The organism is Frankia sp. AiPa1 (assembly GCF_023243075.1).
Classification (GTDB): Bacteria; Actinomycetota; Actinomycetes; order Frankiales; family Frankiaceae; genus Frankia.
On sequence record NZ_JALKFZ020000142.1, the window covers coordinates 27349 to 51132 of the forward strand.

Consider the following 23784-nt stretch of genomic DNA (forward strand, 5'->3'; position numbering starts at 1 on the left):
CCCACATCCACAGAAATCATGCTAAAGGAGCAGACCGTCATGGGTTCGGTACGTGTCGCCATCGTCGGCGTGGGTAACTGCGCAGCCTCGCTGGTCCAGGGGGTCGAGTACTACCGCGGCGCCGACCCGTCGACGCGGGTCCCCGGGCTGATGCACGTCCAGCTGGGCGATTACCACGTCTCCGACCTGAGCTTCGTCGCCGCGTTCGACGTGGACGCGAAGAAGGTCGGCCGCGACCTGTCCGAGGCCATCGTCGCCAGCGAGAACAACACCATCAAGATCGCTGATGTGCCCCCGCTCGGCATCACCGTCTCCCGCGGCCACACCCTGGACGGCCTGGGCCGCTACTACCGCGAGACGATCGAGGAGTCCGACGAGGCCCCGGTCGACGTCATCGCGACCCTGCGTGAGACCCGCGCCGACGTGCTGGTCTGCTACCTGCCGGTCGGCTCCGAGGACGCCGCGAAGTTCTACGCACAGTGCGCCATCGAGGCCGGCGTCGGCTTCGTGAACTGCCTGCCGGTGTTCATCGCCGGGGTGCCCGAGTGGGCGGAGAAGTTCCGCGCGGCCGGCGTGCCGATCGTCGGTGACGACATCAAGTCGCAGGTCGGCGCGACCATCACCCACCGGGTGCTGGCCAAGCTGTTCGAGGACCGCGGCGTCGTCCTGGACCGCACCATGCAGCTCAACGTCGGTGGCAACATGGACTTCAAGAACATGCTCGAGCGCGAGCGGCTGGAGTCCAAGAAGATCTCCAAGACCCAGGCCGTCACCTCGCAGGTCTCCCACGACCTCGGCAAGGACAACGTTCACATCGGCCCGTCCGACTACGTTGCCTGGCTCGACGACCGCAAGTGGGCCTACGTCCGCCTCGAGGGCCGGGCGTTCGGCGACGTGCCGCTGAACCTGGAGTACAAGCTCGAGGTCTGGGACTCCCCCAACAGTGCCGGTGTGGTCATCGACGCGGTGCGCTGCGCCAAGATCGCACTCGACCGGGGTGTCGGCGGCCCGATTCTGTCGGCCTCGTCGTACTTCATGAAGTCGCCGCCGGAGCAGTACCGCGACAGCGAGGCCCACGACAAGGTCGAGGCCTTCATCCGCGGCGAGGCCTGACCGGGCAGGCACGGCACTGCGGGCACCACCCTGGCCGAGGCCCCGGGTGGATTCCACCAGCACGGACGGCGTTCGCGCGGTCAGGCCACGGCCGGCCGTCGCCCCAACGGGTGACGGCCGGCCGTCCGCGAGCGCGGGTCGTCCACGGTTCGCGTCGTCCCCTCCGGTGCCACGCTGTCGATCGAAGGGCCCTAGGCTGGCAGGCGTGGGAAGATCGGCGAACCTCCGAGCGCTGCTGGGTGGCCGTGGGTTCCGCATGCTGTACGCGGCCCGGCTCACCTCCCAGGCCGCCGACGGAGTCTTCCAGGCAAGTCTGGTCAGCTATGTACTGTTCTCCCCCGAGCGGGCGACGTCCGCGGGGGCGCTGGCGGCATCACTCGCGGTCGTCGTCCTGCCGTTCAGCGTGGTCGGGCCGTTCGCCGGCATCGTGCTGGATCGGGTCTCCCGCCAGCGGGTGCTGGTGGTCTGTTCGGTCGCCCGGATGCTGCTCATGGGCGTCCTCGTCGTCCTCATCGCCCTGGGCCGCACGGGTGTCGACTTCTACGCGGTGGCGCTGGCCTCGGTGAGCGTGAACCGTTTCGTCCTGTCCGCCCTGTCCGCGGGGCTTCCCGTCGTCGTCGACGTCAGGCGGCTGGTGGGGGCGAACGCGCTCTCCGTCACCTCCGGTACTGTCGCCACGCTCGTCGGCGCCGGAATCGGCAGCGGCCTGCGGGGCCTGGCTGGCGGCGACGACCCCGCGGTCGCACTGGTGGCAGCCCTCGCCGCCCTCGCCTACCTGCTGGCCGCCGTCACGGCGAGCCGCTCGTCGCGCACGGCGTTCGGCCCACTGGTCACCGTGCCCTGGCAGGGCGCGTGGGAGCAGGCCACCGAGGTTCTCGCCGACCTGTCGGACGGCGCGCGTCACCTCGCCGGCCACGGCCCGGCCCGCCGCGCGCTCGGTGCCCTGACCGCGTCCCGGGCGGCCTACGGACTGGTCCTGGTGATGACGGTGCTGCTCTACCGCAACTACTTCACTGGCAGCACCAGCGGGCTCAGCGGGCTCGCCGCGGTCGTCGCGGCCAGCGGGGTCGGCACCATCACCGCCGCCGTGGTCACCCCGAGGGCCACAGCGCGGATGCCGAAGTCGAGCTGGCTCGCGCTCACCCTGCTCTTCGGTGGGATCGTCGAGGTCGTGCTCGGGCTGTCGTTCTCCTCCGTGCTGCTCATCGTCGCCGGTGCGCTGATCGGCTTCTCCGCCCAGGCCAGCAAGATCTGCGTCGACACGATCGTCCAGGAGCAGACCGCCGACGCCTACCGCGGCCGGGCGTTCTCGCTCTACGACCTGTTGTTCAACGTCGCGTTCGTGGCCGCGGCGGCGGTCGCCGCCGTGCTGCTGCCGGACAGCGGGCATTCGCCGGCCGTGGTCATCATCGCGGGACTGGGTTACGCGCTGGCCGGCGTGGTCTACTACCGCGCGGCCCTTCGCCACCCCGAGGACCGCGTCATCCATGCCATCGGCGCCCCACCCCCCGTTCCCGCGGGCCTCGCACCGGCCGAGTTCCCGACCGACGATCGCCCGGCCACGCCCGTGCCACCAGCCTGACCGCCGACCGCCGACCGCGCCGAGTTCGTGACCATCCCTCAGGCTCTGGGCGCGGGCGCGATCACTCGCCGGAGCCGGGGATCGGCACCTCGTGCTCGCGGGCCCAGCGCAGCAGCTCCGCCTCGGCGGCCTCCCGTCCGACCAGCCCGCGCTCGAACCGGAACTCCAGCATGTGCGCCCGTGCCTGCCCGACCAGCCGCGACGGCGAAAGCCCGAGCAGGGTCATGATGTCGTCCCCGGACAGCTCCGGACGGATCGCCGCGATCTCCTCGCGCGCGGCGAGCTCCGCGATCCGCTCCTCGAGCGAATCGTAGGTACGGGCGAGCACCGCCGCCTTGCGCCGGTTGCGGGTTGTGCAGTCCGAGCGCACCAGCTTGTGCAGCTGGGAGAGCAGGGGGCCGGCATCGTGCACGTAACGGCGTACCGCCGCGTCCGTCCAGTCGCCACTGCCGTAGCCGTGGAACCGAAGGTGAAGGTAGACCAGGTGGCAGATCGCGTCGGTGACGTCCTTGGGGAAACGCAGTGCGGCCAGCCGGCGGCGTGCCATGTCGCGTCCGACGACCTCGTGGTGGTGGAACGACACCCGTCCGCCGGGGATGTGCCGGCGGGTGCGCGGCTTGCCGATGTCGTGCAGCAGCGCCGCCCAGCGCAGCACCTCGTCCGGCCGGCCGGGCTCCTCGAGCGCCATCGCCTGGCGCAGCACGGTCATGGTGTGTGCGTAGACGTCCTTGTGCTGGTGGTGCTCGTCGATCTCCATCCGCATCGCCGCCACCTCAGGCAGGACGATCTCGGCGATGCCGACGTCGATGAGCCGCTCGAGGCCGGCCACCGGGTCGGGGGCGAGGATGAGCTTGCGCAGCTCGTCGCGGATCCGCTCAGGCGAGACGATCGCGAGGCGCTGCGTCCGCGAGCGCATCGCCTCGACCAGCTCCGGCACCGGAGTCAGCCCCAGGGACGCCTCGAACCGCGCCGCCCGCAGGATGCGCAGCGGGTCGTCGTCGAAGGACGCCTCGGGGCTCGCTGGGGTGCGCAGCACGCCACGAGCGAGATCGGCCATCCCGCCGAACAGGTCGACGAAGTCGTGTTCGGGTACCGAGACCGCCATCGCGTTGACGGTGAAGTCCCGTCGGGACAGGTCCACCTCAAGACTGTCACCATAGGTGACGGCCGGATTACGTGAGCTGCGGTCGTAGGCTTCGCTGCGGTAGGTGGTGATCTCGAAGCGCAGGCCGCGCCTGGCCAGCCCCACCGTGCCGAAGGCGATCCCGGCGTTCCAGGTGGCCTCCGCCCATCCCCGGGTGATCTCCAGGACCCGCTCCGGCCGCGCATCGGTCGCGAAGTCGAGGTCCGCCGGTGTCTGGGGACGGGCCTGGGTCGGCAGCAGCGGCGACGATGCCTGGCTGATCGGCGTCCCGGCTGACGGCGCCCGGTCACCGTCACCACCGGCGGAGCCGGAACCTGTACCTGTACCGATGCTCGGCCGGCCCAGCAGGGCGTCACGCACTGAGCCGCCGACCAGATGCAGCCGGTACCCGTGGTCGGCGAACACCCGCCCGAGCTCGTCGGCGGCCGCCGGCACCCTCAGCAGCTCACTCACCACCCGTTCGGCCGAGTCCCGCGGGTTGTCCAGACTGATCACTGACACACCAACAGGTTACGGGTTCGGCCGCGGTGATCCCGGCCATGGACGGTGCCGGACCGAGGCGCCGGGGGACGAAGGGTGCCCGTCAGCCCCGCCCACCCTCCCGCGCCGCCGCGGCACTGCTCCCGCCGCGTCCGCAGCCTCTTTTTCCACGACTTGTGCCACCAGGATTCCGCCGCCGTTCCACGCCTCGCCAGCGCCCGAAGCCGGGCGTTCCGGGCACACAGCCCGGCTCGACGGCGGCAGCCTCGTACGATCAAACGCATGCCGCCTCCGAGCTCCGCCACCGGCCATGCCCGGCTGCGCAGGGTAGAGGAGACCTCCGCGGGCGGCCTCATCCTCGACCAGCGTTCCACGGATGCCTACGCGGCGCTGATCGGCCGGCGCGACCGGTCCGGTCGGATGCTCTGGTCGCTGCCGAAGGGGCACATCGAGCCCGGTGAGACGGTCGAGCAGGCCGCGGTCCGCGAGGTAAGCGAGGAGACGGGGCTGACCGGCCGGGTGCTGGGCCCACTGGGCACGATCGACTTCTGGTTCGTCGCCGGAGGGACGCGCATCCACAAGACGGTGCACCACTTCCTCCTGCTGCGCCTGGTCGGCACGCTCTCGGACGAGGATGTCGAGGTCGATGCCGTCGCCTGGGTACCCCTGATCGAGGTCGCCGACCGGCTGGCCTATGCCGACGAGCGACGTCTACTCAACGAGGTCCCGGTCGTACTGGCCGCGACGGCATGACGGTCCGCACGGCGAACTCCGGCCCGGAGCCCTTCGCCAGCGTACGGTCCTTCGCCGGGCTGCTCGCCGTGACGCTGTTCGTCATCACCGTGCTTGTCCAGCTGTTCCCGGTGGCACCGGCACTGCGCCGGGTACCTGGTTTCGGCGCTGCCGGCGGCGCCGAAACCGCGGCGGCGCCGAGCACGGCGGGCACGGGCCAGAGCGCCACGCCGGGCTATTCATCCACAGGAATCTCCGGGGCATCCCCAGCTTCATCCACAGGACAATCAGGTGGTTCTGTCTCTTCCCAGCCGATAGCGGCAAGGTCTTCTTCCTCGGACCCGGCAAACCCGATCACGATCACGATCACCCAGGTGACCGAGCCGGCCGCGGGCACCTCCACCGTCTCGGTGTCGGGCACACTCGCCACCTCGTCCACCGAGCCGATCAGCGACCTGTGGATGAGCATCTCGCTCGGCACGGCACCCGTGGTGTCTCGCGGGCAGCTGGCCGTCCTCGCCGACCAGCCCGGTGCCGCGTCCCAGCGCGTCTACCGCAAGTTGACGCTGCCCAGCGGGGACTCCGTCCAGCGGCTGACCGATCTACCCATCGGCGGCGCGAGCCCGGTTCCGTTCGAGATCACCGGGAATCTGGGCAACACCGCGGCGACGAACGTCGCGGTGTATCCCGTGCGGATCCAGATCAGCGGCACCATCGCGGCCCGGGCGGTGTCCGCCGCCGCCTACTCCTTCGTCGTACGCTCTCCGGTCTCGGTAACCCGCACTCCGGTCGCCGTCGTCGTGCCCATCGCCGATCGCCCTCGGCTGCGCTCGGACGGACTGCTCACGGACAACGAGCTCGCCAGCGAGGTGGCCCCGCAGGGAAGGCTGTCCCGGCTGCTGGACGCGGCGGCCCGCCCGCCGGTCACCCTCGCAGTCGACCCGACACTGCTCCAGGAACTCATGATCATGAGTAGTCGGACAGGGTACAGCTTCGCCAGCCCCGGGACCACGGCCGGCGTGGCAGCCCCGAGGAGCACCGACGCGATCAGCTTCCTGTCCAGGCTGGTGGTCTACGCCGCGAACGGTGGCAACGTGATCGCTCTGCCGTACGGCGACGCGGATCTGACCAGCCTGGTCCACGCCCAGAAACTGGACATGGTGAAGTACGCCGTCAACACTGGCCAGGTTGTGTTGGCGGCGCAGTTGAAGCAGCCGGTCCGCGAGTCGGGATACGTTGTCTATCCGGTGGACGGCCGCGCCGACGCCACGACCGTGGACGTGCTGCGCCAGCTGGAGGCGGGGACCGTGGTGCTCAACGACCAGGTGCTCCCCGCACCCCGCAGCCTGAAGTACACACCAGCCGCGGCTGTCACCCTTTCCACCAGCGCCGGCACGATTCGGGCGCTGCGCGCCGACAGCACACTCAGCGCGCTCGCCACCGCCTATACTGGCCGGTCGGGTGATCCGAGCGCCGGTGCGCTGCTGGCCCGGTTCCAGGCGGAACTCGCGATGATCACCTCCGAGAACCCCACGGTGCGCCCCCAGGTCCTGGCGCTGCCCCGGGACTGGAACCCTTCGGGCTCCTGGGCGGAGCAGGTCCTCGGCGCGGTCAGCGGGACCGCGACCACGCCGAGCGCCCTCGACGACCCCGCGTTCACCGCCACCGCCCAGACCGCCACCCCGTCCGCCCAGCTCGTCTACTCCACCGACGCACAGTCCGACACACAGTCCACCGACCTGCCCGCCGACTACCTGGACGCCGTCAGCGGCGTGCGTAGCGAGGCGCAGGCGCTCGGCCCCGTGCTCTGCCCGCCACCCCGCGCGGCCCGCACCTGCGAGGGGGAGAAGGTCGACCCGATGAGCAACGCGCTCGTCACGGCGACCTCCGTCTGGTGGCGCGGAGCCGGCATGGGCGACGGCGTGTCCCTGAGCAATCAGGTGGACGGCGACGTCAGCGCGCTGCGCAACGGCATCAGGGTCGTCGCGTCCCGCAGCGTCAACCTGACCAGCCGGCATGGCCTGGTCCCCCTGACGCTGGAGAACAACACCCGCTACGAGGTGACCGTGGTGCTGAAGTTCTCCGCGACCAACCAGGGACGGCTGCGCTCACCCGCCCGACAGGTCCGCACGCTTCCATCCGGGCAGAAGGCCCAGATCGAGTTCGAGGTCGACGCCGAGGGGGCGGGTACGTTCCCGCTGGAGATCGACCGGCTCAACCTCGCCGGCCAGCGGCTGTCCTCGGATCCGCCGGTCCGGGTGCTCGTGCGCTCGACCGTCTACGGCGTGATCGCCACCGGCATCACCATCTTCGCCGTGAGCCTGCTGGGGCTGGCCGTCGTGCTGCGCCTCGTCCACCGGCTGCGTCCCGGCGCCCGCCGCCGCCCGGACGACCGGCCGCCGGACGCGGACCCCGGCCACCCCTCACCCCACGGGCACGATCCGGCTCCCACAAGTGAGCGGGATCATGGATACCTCGCGCGGGCGGGGTACGACCCAAGCCATGGGTACAGCACCGCCGCGGTGGACGATGCGGCACCCGTCCACGTTGCTGGGGACGGGCCGTTCGGAGCCGGGCAGGTCCGAGACGGTCGTCCCGAAGACAGGCCGTTCGGAGCCGGACGTCCCCTGGATGGTCCCGTCGAGGGGGCATCCGAGGCAGCCCGGACGGACCGGCCTCGTCGTGAGGTCGGGGTGGTCCACCACGGAGGCCCGGCTCACGTGATCCGCGCCGAGTCGCCGTTCGACGCGTCCGACCCTCCCCCGCCCCGTCACCGGCGGAGCGGCCCGTGAGCGCCGCCGAGGACAGCGCACGCCCGGACGAACGCCAGGACGATCGCCGCGGTGCCCGCTCGGGGCCGCGGCACCGTTCGGGCCGCGTCGCGCCGGGTGCGTCCGGCGACCCCACCGCGTACGGCGATCCGGGCGGATACGCCGATCCTGACCCATATGACGATCCCCGCGCATACGACGATCCCGGCCCATACGGCGATCCGGGCCCGTACGGCGATCCGGGCCCGTACCGTGGTGCCGGCCGCCCGATGCCGCAGTCCGCCGCGCCCTCCCCTGACGAGGGGCCGGCCGACCACTGGAACAGTGGGCCACCCGCCCACCTGCCCACTGACCGATACGGCCAACCGGACCGCCACGACCCACCGGGCCAGTACGGCCGGCGGGAGCGGTACGACCGACCGGGCGCCTCCTATGACCGCGATCCCGAGTACCCGGGCGATGCGCCGTACGGCGGCGACCCCGGATACGGCGGCCGACCCGGGTACGGCGGCGACCCCGGGAACGACTTCGATCGCGGACGCGACGACCTTGGACGCGGCGGCTCTGGACCCGACGGTCCGGCACCCGATCGGTGGCCGCGACCGGAAGGCGACGCGGGGCGCGCTGGCTCCGGGGCCTGGTTCGACACGACCCGCAGGCTGCCGACTCCGGCCCGCACACCGCCGCCGAACGTGCCGCCCCCGTCGGAGGGCGGTCCCGCCGTCCCGAGGTACGAAGCCGGACTCACCGCACGCCTGCCCGGCGCGGCACCACCGAGTACGCCCCCGCCTGGCTCGGCCCTGCCCGGCGTCACACCTCCCGGCACGACACCGTCCGGCGACCGAGCGGATCGCAGTGGACGCGGGCGCCGCCCGCCCGCCGAGCGACGACGTCCCTCGCTCGGCGAGTCACGACCGACGGTGGCCCTGCCCCGCAGCAACGTCCGACGCATCCCGCCGACGGTCGACACATACCGCGACCACCTCGCGCCACTCGACCACCCAGACCACCCCGATCTGCCCGATCCCCTCGAGCCGTTGGAGCCGGCGGATCAGCCCGAGCAGCGAGGCCGGACCGGACAGACGGACCGGACCGGGGCGGCCGGGGCAGCCGGGGCGGATCGGGCGCGCCGGCGGGGGCGCAGTTCGTACGACCGCTACGACGACTCCGCCGACCGGGCAGGCGGTGCGACGGCGACTCCAGCCGAAGGGCAACGCCGCGACCAGCGCCCCCCGCCGTCCACCGGCTGGCGGGAGACCCAAGACGACCATCGCGAACCCGGGCGGCCGGCACCCGGCCCCCGTCCACGCGCCGCCAGGGGGGCCGGCGCCGCCGACTCTGGCACAGAACGCGTCCGGATGCCCACTCCCCGAGATCGGGGACGGGAGGGAAAACGCCCCTCGTCCCGGCCGGGCCGGGCCGACCCGCGGGATCGCCGCGGACAGCGGCCCGGACGCGATCCGGACGCGGCCTCGACGGCGCTGATCGGCCGCTCCGATCCCCGCGGCGCGGCACCGGTCGAGGCCACCATGAAGACCCGCCACGGCCGACCGGCCGACGCGGACCCGGGCGCCCCGCAGACCTCCCGAATCCCCGGGACATCCGCGCGGTCCGGCAAGCCCGCGGGTTCGGGCCGGGCCGGCAATGCAGGCAATGCGGGCAGAGCGGGCAGAGCGGGACCAAGTCTCGGCCAGGCCAGCGGGATCATGGCGATCGGCACGATCGCTTCCCGGGCGTCCGGATTCCTGCGCACTGTCGCGATCGCCGCGGCGATCGGCACCGGAACGGTCGGCGACGCGTACAACGTTGCCAACACGACCCCGAACATCCTCTATGACCTGCTCCTCGGCGGCATCCTGACCAGCGTCGTCGTCCCGGTCATGGTGCGCGCCGCGAAGGAGGACCCGGACGGGGGGGACAAGTTCGCCTCGTCCCTGCTCACCCTGATGATTCTCGGGCTCGGGGCGGCGACCCTGGTCGGCATGGTGGCGGCACCATGGATCACCGACGCCTACCTGGACGCGAACCCGGCCGAGCAGGCGCTGGCCACCGATCTGCTGCGCTGGTTCCTCCCCCAGATCGTGTTCTACGGCATCGGGGCGACGATCGGGGCGATCCTCAACGTCCGGCGTTCGTTCGCGGCGCCGATGTTCGCGCCGATCCTGAACAACGTGCTGGTCATCGCGACCTGCGTGGCGTTCATCTACTTCGTGTCGGGTCCGCGGCCGCCGAACGTGAACGGGCCGAAGCAGATCACCGACACCCAGATCACGGTGCTCGCCGGCGGCACGACGCTGGGCGTCGTCGCCATGACGCTCGCTCTGCTCCCGGCGCTGCGCAAGGTCGGTTTCCGCTATCGGCCCCGGCTGGACCTGCGCCATCCCGAGCTGCGCTCGGCGGCCCGGCTGGCCAGCTGGACGCTGCTGTTCGTCGTCGTCAGCCAGGCCGGCTACCTGGTGATCGTCAACCTGTCGACGGCCTCGACGGCATACACGATCTACACCTACGGCTACCAGATCTTCCAGCTGCCGTATGCGATCATCGGTGTCTCGGTGATCACGGCGTTGTTGCCGCGGATGAGCGGGCATGCCGCGCAGGACCGCAAGGACCTCGTCCGGGCCGACATCTCGACCGCGACCCGGGTCGCGGCCACGGCCATCGTTCCGGCGGCGTTGTTCCTGCTGGCCCTGGGACGGCCGATCGCCGTGACCGTGTTCCACCACGGCGCCGTCAGCTACGACGACGCGATCTCCATCGGCGATACCCTGAGTGCCTTCGCCCTGGCCCTCGTGCCGTTCTCCCTGTTCCAGATCCAGCTACGGGCGTTCTACGCCTACCAGGACAGCCGGACACCGGCGCTGGTCAACATGAGTGTGGTCGCGGTGAACGTGCTCGGCGCCGTGATCCTCACGGTGCTGGTGCCCGAGCGGCACCGCGCGCCGGCGCTCGCCCTCGCCTTCGCGGCTGCCTACCTGGTCGGCCTGGCCGCGGCGACGACCCTGCTGCGCCGACGCCTCGGTGGCGTCGACGGCAACCGCACCGCCCGGGTGATCACCCAGGTGGCGATCGCCGCCGGCCTCGGCGCGGTGCTCGCGTCGCTGGTCGCCCGCGCGATCCGCGGTGTGATCGGTAACGGCTGGCTGACCTCGGGAGTCGCCGTGGTGATCGCCTCGGCGATCGGCGGAGCGCTCTTCGTCGCCGCGGCCGTCCGGATGAACGTCCACGAGGTCAACGCCCTGCTCCAAGTCGTCCGCTCCCGCCTGGGCCGCGGCCGGCCAGCACGCGGCCAGGCGGCACGCGGCGAGCAGGGTCGGACCTCCCGCAGCCAGACCGGGCAGGGTCGGACCTCCCGGAATCAGACCGGGCAGGGTCGGACCTCCCGGAGTCAGACCCGTGGTTCCGGACCGTCGCGCGGGTCGCAGCCGCCCCCGCCCGGTCGCGGGCGTCGCGACTGAATCAGCGGTGCGTACCCGTTACCGGCACCATCGGGCCGGACCGGCGCGGCCGGGCGGTCGGACCGGATCGGCCCCACCCGTCACAGCCGGTGCACAAGGGCGAGTTGTCCCAAGACATGCGCGAGATCCTCGGGCCGCCCTCGTACACTGGACACGCTGTGCGCGGGCCCCGTCCAACGTCGCCGGTGAACCAGGCGCAGCGTCCCACCGGTAGCGTCGGTGGCGCCGCGACGAGTGCCGTGACGAGGAAATGTGGGGCCTGCGCCTGCGGCACGCTGGGCGGAACCCTGCCCGGGTGAGGTAGGGAAGCCCGACACCGGATCGTCCTCGTCGGGCCCGTGGACGACGGAGGCGCTGTGGTCGACGGAAACAACCGACCGCAGGCTGGGGACGTCGAAGATCTGACGACGGGCGTTCCCGGCCCACCGGGTTCCGGCGCGCCCGCCGGTACCGCGGTGCTCGCCGAGACGGTCCTCGACCGCCGCTACCGCCTCAGGTCCGCGCTGACGACCCGCGGCCCGGTGACACTGTGGCGCGGGGACGACAACGTGCTCACCCGGCCAGTCGCGGTCCGCATCGTGGAACACGACCTGCTCGGCCCGAGTGACGCGTCCGCCCATGCCGGTCATGAGCAGGTCGACCATGAGCAGGCGGCCCGCCGGCTGCTCGCCGCGGCCATCAACTCCGGTCGGTTGGTGCATCCAGGCGCCGCGTCCACCTACGACGCCACCACGACCACCACCGGTTCCCGCCGCATCTCCTACGTCGTGTCCGAATGGGTGGACGGCCGGACCCTACGCCAGCTCACCGCACAGGGCCCGCTGCGCCCGGAGCAGGCCGGCGCGGTGGTGCTCGCCGCCGCCCGGGTGATCGCCGCCGCGCACGAGCGCGGCATCCACCACGGCGACCTCAACCCCGGCGACGTCATCGTCTCCAGCCACGGCACAGTAAAGATCATCGATCTGGAGATCGGCAGGGTGCTCGCCGAGCTGGAGCGGGCCGGCGGGCCGGGGCCGTCCAGCGCGCAGCCGGCGGACGGCCAGGCGGACCAGCGGACCGACCCCGAGGCCACCAGAGTGACGGCCTCCAGTGGTAGCAGTGCGGACTCCGACGAGGATGCCGCCGCATCGGACCTGCGTGCCCTCGGCGGTCTGCTCTACGCCGGCCTCACCGGGCACTGGCCGCTCGATGGTGACCCGGTACTGCCAACCGCGCCGCGCTCTGGTGGCCTGCTACGCACCCCGCGTCAGGTCACCCACACCGTGCCGCGCGACCTCGACGCCATCACGATGGCGGCCCTCGGTGACGATCGAGCCGGCGAGCCGATCGCCACCGCGGCCGAACTCGTCGACGAGCTTGAGTCGATCAGCCCTGTCGACGCCGTGCTCGACACCGGCCTGATGAGCCTCGGCGACACCCCCGCCAGCACCGAGGCGATGGACGTCGACCAGTTCGACTCCGCCTACCAGGTGGCATCGGACTATCCGGCGCATGGCCGTTACACCGACACCACTGGTTATCCCGGGCCGGGGCAGCCGGCTCGGGACAGCCGTTACGACACCCGGGGCGGGTACCCGAGCGGCCCGCGCGGCGGTTACGACCCGCGCGGGGGCTACGACCGGGCTGACCGCGGGTACCCCCCCGGCCGGGGCGGCTACCCACCTGGCGAGCGCGGCCCAGCCCGTCATGACGGGCGTGGCGGCGGCGGCCGCTCGGGGTCGTCCCTGGGCCGGGCGCTACCCTGGATCACCCTCGTCGTGATCGTGATCGTCGTCGCGGTGGTGGCGGTGGTCGCGCTGCACGGCGACGACAAGAAGCACAATGGAACCCCACCCGGCGCCACGGCTCCAGGCCAGGTTGTCCCGACCGGCGCTGTGCTGAAGCCGCAGGGCATCAAGTCGTTCGATCCACCTGCCGACCGCGGAGACGGCTCCGAGCGACCGAACGAGGTCAACAACGCCATCGACGGCAACTCGGCGACGGTGTGGCACACCGAGGGCTACACGACCGCGGACTTCGGAAGCCTCAAGCCGGGTGTGGGCTTGGCCCTGGACTTCGGCCGAGCCGTCAGTCCCACGTCGGTGACCGTCCAGGTCTCCGGCGGCCCGGTGTCGTTCGAGGTGCGCAGCGCCTCCACCGAGCCCGACTCGATCGAGGGCTATTCCAAACCCATCGTGTCCAGGGCCGACACCGGGACGGTGACCCTGCCCATGCCTTCAGACCTCACACCGGCCCAGCACTGGGTGCTGTGGATAACCTCCCTACCACTGGTCTCGCCTGCGCCTGCCGATGGCAAGCCGTACCGCGGCGCCATCGCGGAGATCACTTTCCGATCCTGACTGTGCCCCCCACAGTTCGGGCACTATGACGCTCTGTCCCGGGGTGATGACCGAGGCCCCAGTCGGCCGAAGGCGTGTGCCGGGCCGGCCGGAGGCGGTTCGTGGCTGCCGGCCGCGCATCGTGCCCGTGACCGTGCCCGTGACCGTGACCGTCGGCGTCCGTCCAGGCCGGAGGTGGCCCACCCGTTCGGACCATCCGCCGACGGCACCCCAGGGGCTGTGATGCCGGCCCGATCGAGCAGTGGATGGTGCCCCCACTTGGTGAAAGGCGGCCGGAAATCGGAGACCTGACCAGCATCTACACGGCGTAGAACAAGCGCCGGTCGGGTCTTCCGGGGAACCCGGGAGCGTCTCCCACCGTCTGGAAGGAGGGAGTAGCACGGCACAGCGGGATCGACGGGCCCCCGCCCGGTCCCCGCGGCGCCAAGAACCGCGACGACCCGGATGCCCGCGACGACCCGCTGGCGCACCGACCTGCCGGAGGAGGTGACCGATGGGGGCGACCGATCCGCATGACGACCAGCCCCGCGCGACGCAGGGCCGTCCTGCCTTCTCCCTCGGCAGCCGTTCCCTCAGCCGGCGAGGTCGCGGCCCGCTGCGCCACCCGGACGTGGAGATGCTCGACGCGGCCGCTGGCGGCGAGCCGGTCGCCCGCTCGACCCGCGAGCACATCGAGGCCTGTCCGGTCTGCCGGGAATCAGTGGCGGCGCTGCGCCGGGTCCGCTCGGAGCTGTCCCGCCTCGCGACCATGACGATGCCCGGCGATGTCGCCGAGCGGATTCAGGCCGCGCTCGCCACCCGCGTGACGGCCGCATCCGACGCCGCGCGGCCTCCCTCTGAGGCCTCGGAGTCGATACCGCCCGCTTCGACCGCGCCCCGCTCCGCCCAGGCGCCACGCCCGTCCGCGGAACCGGGGCCAGCCCCTTCATCAGGGTCCGCGCCGGAGCACGCATCGACGGCCGAAGCGGCCACAACGTCTCCCCCCGCTTCTCCATCCGCGCCACCCTCGCAGCCCACCGTGGCCCCGGCACCGGCATCCGCCGAGGCGTCCACGGTGCCGCGCTCCTCGACAGCGCCAAGCCCCGCGTCGGCATCAGGCCCCACTGCGCCATCAGGCGTCGACCTGCCGAGGCCAACTCCGCCATCGGACGGGTTGCGCCACCCCGCCCGCGAGCAGCGACCAGGTCCGGCGCGGCGGACCAAGTCGGCCTCCCGCCCGGTGTTCGGCAGATCCGGTTCGCGCAGGCGGGCGTCTCTCGCCCGGCCACGGCCGGGCAGTCGTCGTCCGGACCGGGGGGCAGTGAGCGAGGGTGATCCGGGCTCGGGAGGGCGCGACTGGGTCTCCATCGCCGCCGTCTGCGTCGCCTTCCTCACCTTCGGGGCTGCCCTGTTCGCCCTACACGACCTGCGGAGCGGAGTCGCCACCTCGACGATCCCCAAGGGCCAGGCCGCGCGCGCCGCCCAGGTCGGGCGGTCGGCGGCTTCGTCGATGACGATGATGGCCGACAGTCGGGCGGCCCTCGCGCCGGCGAACATCGTGCGCCACGGGGACGCACTGCTCGACGGCGGTATCACCGGTTCGATGGCGCTGTCGCTGGGTCTTGCCGGCACGCCCGTGGTCGGCGCCGCCGCACCGGTATCCACCGCCGCAGGCCGCCAGTCTGTTGCCGCCGACCGTGCCCAGCCCACCGCGCGGGGATCCGCAGCGGCTGAAGTAGCGGCGTCGGCCGGGGTTGCGGAGCCGGCCAGAGTGGCCACCGAGGTGCGGGCGTTCACGCGGGCCGCCGCTGCCGGCCGGTTGAGGGCGCTGCTGGACACACCTGATCTGCGCACCTGCTACCAGAGCCTGCTGGCCCAGACCGGCGGCTCGATCCTCGGAGTCGACCTGGTCAACTACGACAGCCAGCCCGCCGTGCTGATCGTGCTTTCCGTGCCGAGCCAGCCCTCCTCCGCCCGCCTGCTCGTGGTGGACTCCGCATGTGGGATGACCAGTTCGTCGACCGCACCGCTCTACAACGTGATCGCCCAGCGCGGGTAGCGCGGCCACGATCACGACACTGCGCAGTTCGTGCACCACCGGCGGGGACACGATGGAATCAGATGCCGTCGAAGTCCGTTGTCGCTGTCGGACCCGGTCTCGCGGATGAGGCCACCGTCCGTTCCAGGCCAGCGACCAAGGCAAGCGGGCCTGAAGCGAACCGGCAGGTGCATCCGAGGGTCCACCGGGATCACGCATTGTGAAAGGAGCGGGTGTGACAGCCCAGCAGCAGGTCCAGAGCGCAGGTAGCCACGGTGAGGGAGCGCCCGTCGGCGACGTGCGCGACGTCATCATCGTCGGCTCAGGGCCGGCGGGGTACACGGCCGCGATCTACACGGCTCGGGCCAACCTGCGGCCGCTCGTCCTCGAAGGCGCGATCTCCGCCGGTGGCGCGCTGATGAACACCACCGAGGTGGAAAACTTCCCGGGATTCCCGGAAGGCATCCAGGGCCCCGAGCTGATGGAAAATCTGCGCAAACAGGCGGAACGGTTCGGCGCGGAGCTCGTACCCGACGACGTCACCGAGGTTGACCTCACCGCGACGCCGAAGATCGTCAAGGTGGAGGACCAGACCTTCCGGGCGCGTACGGTCATCATCGCCACCGGCTCGGCCTATCGCAAGCTGGGCGTGCCGGACGAGGACCGGTTGCTCGGCCGCGGCGTGTCAGCCTGTGCGACCTGCGACGGTTTCTTCTTCCGCGACCACGACATCGCGGTCGTCGGCGGTGGCGACTCGGCGATCGAGGAGGCCACCTTCCTGACTCGTTTCGCCCGGTCCGTCACGCTGATCCACCGCCGTGACAAGCTCCGCGCCAGCGCGATCATGCAGGAGCGGGCGTTCGCCAACGAGAAGATCCGTTTCCGGTGGAACACGGAGGTCACCGAGCTGCTCGGCGAGGACAAGCTCGCGGGCGTCCGGCTGCGGGACACCGTCACCGGGCAGACCGATGAGCTCTCGGTGACCGGTCTTTTCGTGGCCATTGGCCATGAACCGCGCGTTGAGCTTGTCCGTCATCAGCTCGACCTCGACGACGCCGGTTACGTCCGGGTCGCTCACCCCACCACCCGGACCAACATCGACGGCGTGTTTGCCTGCGGCGATGTGGTCGACCACGTCTACCGGCAGGCGATTACGGCGGCGGGAACCGGATGTGCCGCCGCGCTCGACGCGGAACGATTCGTCGCGGCCGCCGAAGGCCCGGCTACGGCCGTATCGGGCGAGGCGGCCAAAGTGGCTCCGCGTGCCCCGCAGTCCCAGCCGGCCTGACCATCACCCTCCGTCACACTCTTGACACCCCTTCGGTCTCGAGGTCCACCATGACCTCGATCCCCTCCATTCCGACGTCCCATCCATCCCCGTGATTCACGAGATTCAGCAGGGAGATCAGCCATGGCAGGAAACACTGTTCCCGTCACCGACAGCACTTTCGCCACCGAGGTGCTCGAGAGCGAGCTACCGGTTCTGGTGGACTTCTGGGCCGAGTGGTGCGGTCCGTGCAAGATGGTCGCGCCGGTGCTGGAGGAGATCGCCAAGGAGTACGGTGACAAGCTGCGGATCGTCAAGCTCAACATCGACGAGAACCCGCTGACCGCGCGGAACTACCAGATCATGTCGATCCCGACCATGGCCGTCTTCGTGAAGGGCGAGGTCGACAAGAGCATCGTCGGCGCCAAGCCGAAGGCCGCACTGCTGCGCGACCTCTCCCAGTACATCTGACGGCCCAGTACAACCGGAATCTCAGCACAGGTCGACGCCGCGCCTCGACGGCCACGGCATCCCGACGACGACCTGCGCGCCGGGGAACCCTCGCTCCTCGACGGCCCAGGGCACTCCGAGAACCGGTAGCCCCGCGTCCCACCTGCGCCTGTTCGGGCTCTCCGCACCCCGCGCCACCCAACGGCCCGCCGCCCTGTTCTCGGTGTCGGCGGGCCGTTGGCGTCCGGCGGGACGGTCTTTCAGTAGGGCTGTCCTTCGGTGAGGGGGTCTTCAGCCGCCGACACGAACAGAACCTTCACGTCGTCCCACGCGGCAGCGCCTCGAACGGGCAGTCCCGGAGGTTTCCGTTCCTGGCCGGTCGGGACCACACCTGCATGCCCTAGGCTTGAGATCTAGCAGATCCAGCAATCCTCGGTCGAGGAGCAGTTCTTCGACGCGGTGTGCTCCGAGCCACGGAGGCACCGAGAGCACTGTGGGGGCGGCCAAGCTGAAAGGTTCAACGTCGTGAAGCTGCTGCGACTGGGAGACCAGGAACCCGCCGTCGCCGAAGTCCGGGCGACCCTGACCTATCTCGGTTTTCTCCCCGCGACTCCTCGGCAGATCAGCGGGAGTGCGGAGCGGGCCGGCGCCGATCCAGCAGCCCCGCCCGACGGATCCGCCTCGGGCCCGGGCTCGGGCTCCACGACGGGTATCTCACCCGATTCCCCGACCAGCCCCACGAAGCCGGACACCGCCGCGTACCAGAGCTCAGGCGTCTCCCCGGGCACAGCCACAACCCGTGATGTGGCCACATCCCTGGACGCGGCCACATCTCAGGGCACAGCCGCTTCCAAGGGTCTGGCCACGACTTCGGACCAGGCCGCATCCACGGACCCGGGCATTCCCCGGGATCCGGGCGCGGGCTCAGCCACTACCCAGAGCCCAGGCTCGAAGCTGGGGCTGGCTCGAGACGCACCGGTGGCAACGCCTGCCCCATCCACCGTTCCTGCCGCGCCAGTTGTTCCTGCTGACCGATTCGACCTCTCGCTCGACCGCGCCCTACGCGCGTTCCAGCAGAGCCGAGGCCTGTCCGTCGATGGAATCCTCGGGCCTGACAGCGCGCGCTCTCTTGAGGAGGCCCGGCGCAATCTGGGCGACCGTCTGCTTTACCACAGCCCCGCGCACCCGTTTGCCGGGGACGATGTCGCCGCGTTGCAGGAGCGGCTGTCCAACATGGGCTTCGATGTCGGACGCACAGACGGCATCTTCGGTCCGCGGACCGAGGGCGCTGTGCGGGAGTTCCAGCGCAACCGCGGCCTGGCATCCGACGGTCGGTGCGGACCGCACACTCTGCGTGAACTCAAGCGCCTTCGGCGGACAGTGACCGGCGGTCGTCCGGATGTGCTGCGCGAATCGGTCCGTCTCCTCGCCCGTGGCTCCTCTCTGCTCGGCGTCGTCATCGCGCTGGATCCCGGTCACGGCGGCGGTGACACCGGAGTCGCCTGCAACGGGCTGTGCGAGCGCGACCTCATGGCCGATCTGGCCGACCGCCTGTCGACCAGGCTGATCGACTCGGGACTGGAGTCGGTTCTCATCCATGCCCCGGACGAGTCGCTGACCGAACAGGAACGCGCCGCACGCGCCAACTCCCTTGAGGCCGATCTGCTGATCTCGCTGCATACCGATGGCAGCGACTCGCGGCATGCCCAGGGAGTCTCGGCCTACTACTACGGCACGACCCGCGGGTCGTCGGCGGTAGGCGAGCGCTTCGCCCAGCTGGTCCAGCGTGAGATCGTCTCGCGTACCAGCATGCAGGACTGCCGGACCCACCCCAAAGCCTGGGACCTGCTGCGCCGAACTCGAATGCCGGCTGTTCGCCTGGACCTCGGTTATCTCACCAACGAGCAGGACGCACGCGCTCTCGGCACCACACAGTTCCTGTCTGCGGTGGCCGAGGCTGTCCTGGCTGCAACCCAGCGACTGTTCCTGCCCCCCGAGATGGATGCACCCACGGGCCAGCTTCACGTTCCTCGCGTCGCGGGGCGGAGCTGAATCCACGGCTCACCGGCCACCGCAACGCAGTCACTGCCACCCGACTCATCCCTGCTCGATGGATTCTGCTCGATGGATTCCGACCTGCTCGATGGGTTGCGAATCGAGCGCTGCGCGGGTCCGCCTCCCCCGGGATACCACCGAGCCATCGCTACACCAGCGTGGTCCGTCGGCCCATCGACCCGACCGCGTTCCGGGCGCCTCCGTCGCCCGAGGCAAGGCCCGCGCCCAGGTGGGCGGACTGGATCGCCTCGCGCCGATGCGGAGCGAGGGAGAGTGGTTTCACGTGAAACTTGCCCATCAGTCTGCCCGTGATCCTGGCTGACGAGCTTAGGCTGAGTCCGTATGCCGCCGCCTGTCCAACGATCGAGGCGACGGTCCGGTGGCCGACCGCTGGAGAGCCCTTTCGATGAGCCGTCGCATCGCGAACATCACCCTGGACAACATCGACGATCTGCCACTTCCCTGCCGTCGATGCGTGTTCTGGGAACTTGATCCGGTTGCCCGAAGCAGGGCCGAAGAGGCGGGCGCCTCGGACATCGAGAAGGAGGCGTGGGTCTCCTCTGCGCTCCTCGAGTGGGGCAGCATCGGAAAGATCGTCTATATGGATGATCTACCCGCTGGTTTCGTGATGTTCGCACCGCCAGCGTACGTACCCCGGTCCGCCGCGTTTCCGACCAGTCCCGTCTCAGCCGACGCCGTGCTTCTCATGACCGCACTCATCGTCGAGGAGTTCCAAGGGCAGGGTCTCGGTCGCATCCTCACGCAGGCGGTTGCCAAGGAGATCCATCGTCGCGGATTCAAGGCGATCGAGGCATTCGGCGATCTACAGAACTCGGACACCCGGTGCGTGGTCCCGGCCGAGTATCTGTTGTCGGTCGGGTTCAAAACCGTACGACCACACCACCGCTGGCCGCGGCTGCGTCTCGAGGTGAAGAACGTCATCAGCTGGCGCGAGGATGTCGAAGTCGCCCTGGAACGTCTACTCGGATCGATGACGCCAGAGGGGGTACTTCGCAAGGTGGGCCAAGCCAGCAACCCAGCGTGATGCCTGTCCACCTCGCCGGCCCGGTCGCCTACCGGGCCGGCGAGGTGGACATCGATACCCACGGCCCGAAGGGCAACCCTGGCTTCTGGTCACCCTCCTCGCGTCCCGCACGCATCGGAACTCAGTGGGCAGCGACGCCGCCACCGGCGGCATGCCGGGCCTGCTAGTCGCTTCGGTCCCACCTTGCTAGCGGCAGACCGTACTTCGCCCTCCATCTGACGCCGGCCACATGTCTCCGGCGCTACGAGAGGGGAAGGTTCTCCGTCGCGCTCCCTGAAGACATCACTGCCACGATGCGCTCCAGATCCTCGATCGAGGCGAATTCGACGGTGATTTTTCCCTTGCTGCGGCCCATGTCGACCTTCACTCGGGTCTCGAACCGGTCAGAGAGTTGCTCGGCAAACCGAGACAGCGCGGGGGATGGCGCTCGGGGCCCGCGCGGCGCCCTCTTGCGTGCTGTGTCCTCGCCCAGGGCGACGATTTCCTCCACCGACCGAACCGACAGGCCCTCCTCCACGATCCGGGTGGCCAGCCGATCCTGGGCATCGGAATCCTGCAGAGACAGCAGCGCCCGCGCGTGTCCCGCAGACAACACTCCGGCCGCCACCCGCCGTTGCACCGCCGGCGACAGCCCCAGCAGGCGGATGGTGTTCGAGACATGCGAGCGGGAGCGGCCTAGACGCCCGGCGAGCTCCTCGTGGGTTGCCCCGAAGTCCGCAAGCAGCTGCTCGTAGGCCGCCGCCTCCTCCAGCGGGTTGAGCTGCTGGCGGTGCAGATTCTCCAGCAGGGCATCGCGGAGCATCGCATCGTCCGAGGTCTCCCGCACGATCGCCGGGATAACGGTCAATCCGGCGAGCTGGGACGCTCGCAGACGCCGCTCACCCATGACAAGTTCGAAGCGGCCCTCCGCGGCTGGGCGCACCACGACCGGCTGAAGGAGCCCGACCTCCCGCAGGCTCGCGGCCAGCTCCTCCAAGGACTGCTCGTCGAAGTTAGTACGGGGCTGACGGGAGTTGGGGTCGATGACGCCGACTGGAAGCTCGCGAAACGTGGCGCCGTGCACTGGCAGGGGACCGACCTCGTCGTCCAACCCGTCGGCCCGGCCACCATGTGCCCCGTAGCCGCCGCGGCCGCGGCCGGAGTAGTCGGCGTAGACGTCGCCGTCAGAGCGACCGATCTCGCGGCCTTCCTCGGGCGGGGGCCCGACGGGTATCAGAGCGCCGAGCCCACGCCCAAGCCCTCCACGGCGAGCGCTCACCGTGGCATCCCGTTCGGCGCGGCGCCACGCTCGGCCAGCTCTCGTGCTGCGGCGAGATACGACAGGGAACCGCGCGATGTCGGGTCGTAGGTCAGAACCGACTGGCCATAGCTCGGGGCCTCGGCAAGCCGGACGTTACGCGGGATGGTGGTCCCCAGAACCCGCTCGCCAAAGTGCTCCTTGACCTCCTGGACGACCTGGTCCGCCAGTCTCGTGCGCGAGTCGTACATCGTGAGCAGGATCGTCGACAGGCGCAGGTCCTGGTTCAGATGTGCCTGTACGAGCTCCACATTGCGCAGCAGCATGCCAAGGCCTTCCAGCGCGTAGTACTCGCACTGAATCGGGATGAGCAGTTCCCGCGCGGCGACCAGCGCGTTGACGGTCAGGAGGCCGAGAGAGGGCGGGCAGTCAATAAAGACATAGTCGACCTCCCGCTGAATGCTCGCGATAGCCCGACGCAACCGGTTCTCCCGGGCGACCAGGGACACCAGTTCGATCTCCGCCCCAGCGAGGTCGATGGTCGCCGGAGCGCAGTACAGGGACGGCGCCTCCCCGGACGCCACGACCACCTCGTCGAGCGGGCGGTCGCCCAGCAGCACCTCGTAGATCGAGGGAACACCCGTGTGGTGGTCGATCCCGAGTGCCGTCGACGCGTTGCCCTGGGGATCAAGATCGATTACCAGAACCCGCACGCCATTCGAAGCCAGAGCCGCAGCCAGATTGACCGTGGTCGTCGTCTTGCCCACCCCGCCCTTCTGGTTGGCGACCGAGATGATGCGCCGCTGGGTGGGTCGGGGGAATGGTTGTCGTCGTTCTGCCGCCAAGGCTTCCACTGCTGCTGCCGCCGCCGCTCCGATCGGGGTCGACCGGTCCGGTGGATCCAGCGGGGACCGCGCGGACCCATAGTTCCGTGCGGCCCCACCCGTCGATCCGTCCCGACCGATCAACACTGTTTCACGTGGAACGAGACTGCCCACGTGTCGGCCGGTCACGGCCGGCCTCTCGTGACTGCCGTGAGTCTCGCGCCGTTCGTCTGGCCTGTCTGCCATCGTGTCGCTCACCGTCGCCGCGCCCTTTCTTACTCTCGGCCCGGGTGAGCTGGGATGCCCGCACGGCGCGCAGGACTCGGCTGGGTTCGTCCACCCGGCCCTCCCCGCACACCACGACATCCACTGGATGCCAACCCTGGGTTCCGAGACTGCCGCGCGCGTCCTGCAGCTCTGCCAGGATCCTCGAACCGCGCATCGCCAGCATGACACCACCCGGCTGCAACATCGGCAGGAGGATTGCACCCAACCGCTCGAGCGGGGCAACCGCGCGAGCGACGACCACCCCGAATCTACGACTGTCCGGGCCGATTCCGGCATCCGGCGCGCGGCCGCGCCGCACCGAAACCTGACTTTCCAGACCGAGCGCGGTCACCACTTCGAGCAGAAACTGGCACCGTCGCTGCATGGGTTCGAGCAACTCGACCTGCACATCCGGGCGTGCAAGCGCAAGCGGAATTCCGGGCAGCCCAGCCCCGCTACCCACATCGACGAGGTCGGCACCGTCCGGCACGACCTCCGCGAGCACCGCACAGTTCAGCACGTGGCGGGCCCAGAGCCGGTCGGTCTCCCGGGGGCCGATCAGCCCGCGTTCCACCCCAACGGTGGCCAGCAGTTCGGTATACCGCACCGCTTGCGCAATCCTGGCGCCAAAAATCTCGGCGGCGATCGGCGGAACCGCGCACTCGGGCTGGCCCGATGGGGGGAGCGGAGCTTCGTCGGACGGCGACGTCGAGGGGAAGGTAGGAGCCGGGGGGGTCGGCTGATCCGAGGAATCCAGGCGGGCGGTTGCTATCGGTGCCCGAGGAGGGTCGGACCTGCGGCCCACGTCACTCATCGCACACCTGACCGGGTTGGCCTGACCGGGTAGCCGGCACCGACGGATGGACTAGCACCAGGTCGCGTCGGCCTGCTCGCAACGACCGGCGGTCGGCAGCACTGAGGAAGGCCCGCGGCGAGAACCGCGGCGGGCACCGAGAACGAAGACGATGAACCGCACACCCGACCAGCATCCTCGACTCGTCCGGCC

General features: G+C 70.5%; 15 protein-coding genes. 11 read left to right on the forward strand and 4 right to left on the reverse strand.

Annotated elements, in window-relative coordinates; translation table 11 throughout:
• The first annotated feature begins 39 nt into the window (after window positions 1-39).
• Both MXD95_RS15900 and MXD95_RS15905 read left to right on the forward strand, forming a co-directional pair.
• Window positions 40-1113 carry an inositol-3-phosphate synthase gene (locus MXD95_RS15900; protein WP_250641405.1) on the forward strand — a complete coding sequence of 358 codons (1074 nt, stop codon included), beginning with the start codon at window positions 40-42 and terminating at the stop codon, window positions 1111-1113.
• 205 nt (window positions 1114-1318) lie between these two features.
• Complete coding sequence (locus tag MXD95_RS15905) at window positions 1319-2695, forward strand: MFS transporter (RefSeq protein WP_250641406.1); 1377 nt, start codon at window positions 1319-1321, stop codon at window positions 2693-2695.
• A gap of 61 nt (window positions 2696-2756) precedes the next feature.
• Here MXD95_RS15905 and MXD95_RS15910 read toward each other — a convergent pair whose 3' ends face one another.
• A complete protein-coding gene (locus MXD95_RS15910) occupies window positions 2757-4334 on the reverse strand; it encodes a CCA tRNA nucleotidyltransferase (RefSeq protein ID WP_250641407.1) in 1578 nt (525 codons plus the stop codon).
• A gap of 267 nt (window positions 4335-4601) precedes the next feature.
• Here MXD95_RS15910 and MXD95_RS15915 point away from each other — a divergent pair, with 267 nt between their 5' ends.
• The 9 genes from MXD95_RS15915 to MXD95_RS15955 all read left to right on the forward strand — a co-directional run bounded on the left by MXD95_RS15915 (window position 4602) and on the right by MXD95_RS15955 (window position 20450).
• Complete coding sequence (locus MXD95_RS15915; RefSeq protein WP_250641408.1) at window positions 4602-5072, forward strand: NUDIX hydrolase; 471 nt, start codon at window positions 4602-4604, stop codon at window positions 5070-5072.
• Window positions 5069-7843 carry a DUF6049 family protein gene (locus MXD95_RS15920; protein WP_250641409.1) on the forward strand — a complete coding sequence of 925 codons (2775 nt, stop codon included), beginning with the start codon at window positions 5069-5071 and terminating at the stop codon, window positions 7841-7843. Before MXD95_RS15915 ends, MXD95_RS15920 begins: the two co-directional genes overlap by 4 nt.
• Window positions 7840-11277, forward strand: a complete 3438-nt coding sequence (murJ, locus tag MXD95_RS15925) for a murein biosynthesis integral membrane protein MurJ (protein WP_250641410.1) — start codon at window positions 7840-7842, stop codon at window positions 11275-11277. Before MXD95_RS15920 ends, murJ begins: the two co-directional genes overlap by 4 nt.
• 356 nt (window positions 11278-11633) lie before the next feature.
• Window positions 11634-13616: a protein kinase family protein gene (locus tag MXD95_RS15930; RefSeq protein ID WP_250641411.1), complete on the forward strand. Its 1983-nt coding sequence runs from the start codon at window positions 11634-11636 to the stop codon at window positions 13614-13616.
• A gap of 493 nt (window positions 13617-14109) precedes the next feature.
• On the forward strand, window positions 14110-15654 hold the full coding sequence (locus tag MXD95_RS15935) for an RsmA family anti-sigma factor (protein WP_250641412.1): 1545 nt from the start codon (window positions 14110-14112) through the stop codon (window positions 15652-15654).
• Window positions 15655-15868: 214 nt separating this feature from the next.
• Complete coding sequence (trxB, locus tag MXD95_RS15940; RefSeq protein WP_374122045.1) at window positions 15869-16921, forward strand: thioredoxin-disulfide reductase; 1053 nt, start codon at window positions 15869-15871, stop codon at window positions 16919-16921.
• Window positions 16922-17044: 123 nt separating this feature from the next.
• Window positions 17045-17371, forward strand: a complete 327-nt coding sequence (gene trxA / locus MXD95_RS15945; RefSeq protein ID WP_250641413.1) for a thioredoxin — start codon at window positions 17045-17047, stop codon at window positions 17369-17371.
• Window positions 17372-17875: 504 nt separating this feature from the next.
• A complete protein-coding gene (locus tag MXD95_RS15950) occupies window positions 17876-19402 on the forward strand; it encodes an N-acetylmuramoyl-L-alanine amidase (protein ID WP_374122046.1) in 1527 nt (508 codons plus the stop codon).
• Between the two features lie 409 nt (window positions 19403-19811).
• A complete protein-coding gene (locus tag MXD95_RS15955; protein ID WP_250641499.1) occupies window positions 19812-20450 on the forward strand; it encodes a GNAT family N-acetyltransferase in 639 nt (212 codons plus the stop codon).
• Window positions 20451-20691: 241 nt separating this feature from the next.
• Here the strand turns inward: MXD95_RS15955 and MXD95_RS15960 are convergent, their stop codons facing one another.
• The 3 genes from MXD95_RS15960 to rsmG form a co-directional block, all read right to left on the reverse strand.
• A complete protein-coding gene (locus tag MXD95_RS15960) occupies window positions 20692-21708 on the reverse strand; it encodes a ParB/RepB/Spo0J family partition protein (protein ID WP_250641414.1) in 1017 nt (338 codons plus the stop codon).
• Window positions 21705-22454 (reverse strand): ParA family protein, encoded by a 750-nt coding sequence (locus MXD95_RS15965; protein WP_480024080.1) that lies wholly within the window; start codon window positions 22452-22454, stop codon window positions 21705-21707. Before MXD95_RS15965 ends, MXD95_RS15960 begins: the two co-directional genes overlap by 4 nt.
• 208 nt (window positions 22455-22662) lie before the next feature.
• Window positions 22663-23592 carry a 16S rRNA (guanine(527)-N(7))-methyltransferase RsmG gene (gene rsmG, locus MXD95_RS15970; protein ID WP_374122048.1) on the reverse strand — a complete coding sequence of 310 codons (930 nt, stop codon included), beginning with the start codon at window positions 23590-23592 and terminating at the stop codon, window positions 22663-22665.
• Window positions 23593-23784: the final 192 nt, after the last annotated feature.

What these genes read in the sequence shown, in the direction of transcription:
- MXD95_RS15900 (WP_250641405.1), top strand. Translation starts at nt 40, where the DNA reads ATGGGTTCGGTACGTGTCGCCATCGTCGGCGTGGGTAACTGCGCAGCC.
- MXD95_RS15915 (WP_250641408.1), top strand. Translation starts at nt 4,602, where the DNA reads ATGCCGCCTCCGAGCTCCGCCACCGGCCATGCCCGGCTGCGCAGGGTA.
- MXD95_RS15920 (WP_250641409.1), top strand. Translation starts at nt 5,069, where the DNA reads ATGACGGTCCGCACGGCGAACTCCGGCCCGGAGCCCTTCGCCAGCGTA.
- MXD95_RS15935 (WP_250641412.1), top strand. Translation starts at nt 14,110, where the DNA reads ATGGGGGCGACCGATCCGCATGACGACCAGCCCCGCGCGACGCAGGGC.
- trxA (WP_250641413.1), top strand. Translation starts at nt 17,045, where the DNA reads ATGGCAGGAAACACTGTTCCCGTCACCGACAGCACTTTCGCCACCGAG.
- MXD95_RS15955 (WP_250641499.1), top strand. Translation starts at nt 19,812, where the DNA reads ATGAGCCGTCGCATCGCGAACATCACCCTGGACAACATCGACGATCTG.
- rsmG (WP_374122048.1), bottom strand. Translation starts at nt 23,592, where the DNA reads ATGAGTGACGTGGGCCGCAGGTCCGACCCTCCTCGGGCACCGATAGCA.